Source organism: Anaerobacillus sp. 1_MG-2023, from assembly GCF_030547345.1.
Lineage (GTDB): Bacteria > Bacillota > Bacilli > Bacillales > Guptibacillaceae > Guptibacillus > Guptibacillus hwajinpoensis_B.
The window spans coordinates 1-206 of the sequence record NZ_JAUORD010000348.1; the positions used below are offsets into that span (position 1 = coordinate 1).

Below are 206 nucleotides of genomic sequence, written 5' to 3' on the forward strand. Positions count from 1 at the left end.
TCTGACTCAGGAGAAATAGTGTAATTCGAAACAGGGTTTGTACCTGATTCCTTACCACTATCATTAATCGTAACCTGCTCTACTGTAATAGAGTTTGGTACTAATTCCAGGGAGTCATTAAATAAATCGAGAAGAACAGCATCCGCTCTAGAGATTGTTTTCTCATTGTAATTGTATTGCACTTCCCACGTAATTGTTTGAGTTGA

General features: G+C 37.4%; 1 protein-coding gene. It reads right to left on the bottom strand.

Translation table 11 applies throughout. The features are described 5' to 3' along the window. Nucleotides 1-206: hypothetical protein (locus tag Q4550_RS24400; protein WP_303536847.1), on the bottom strand; the 206-nt coding region annotated here is incomplete at both ends.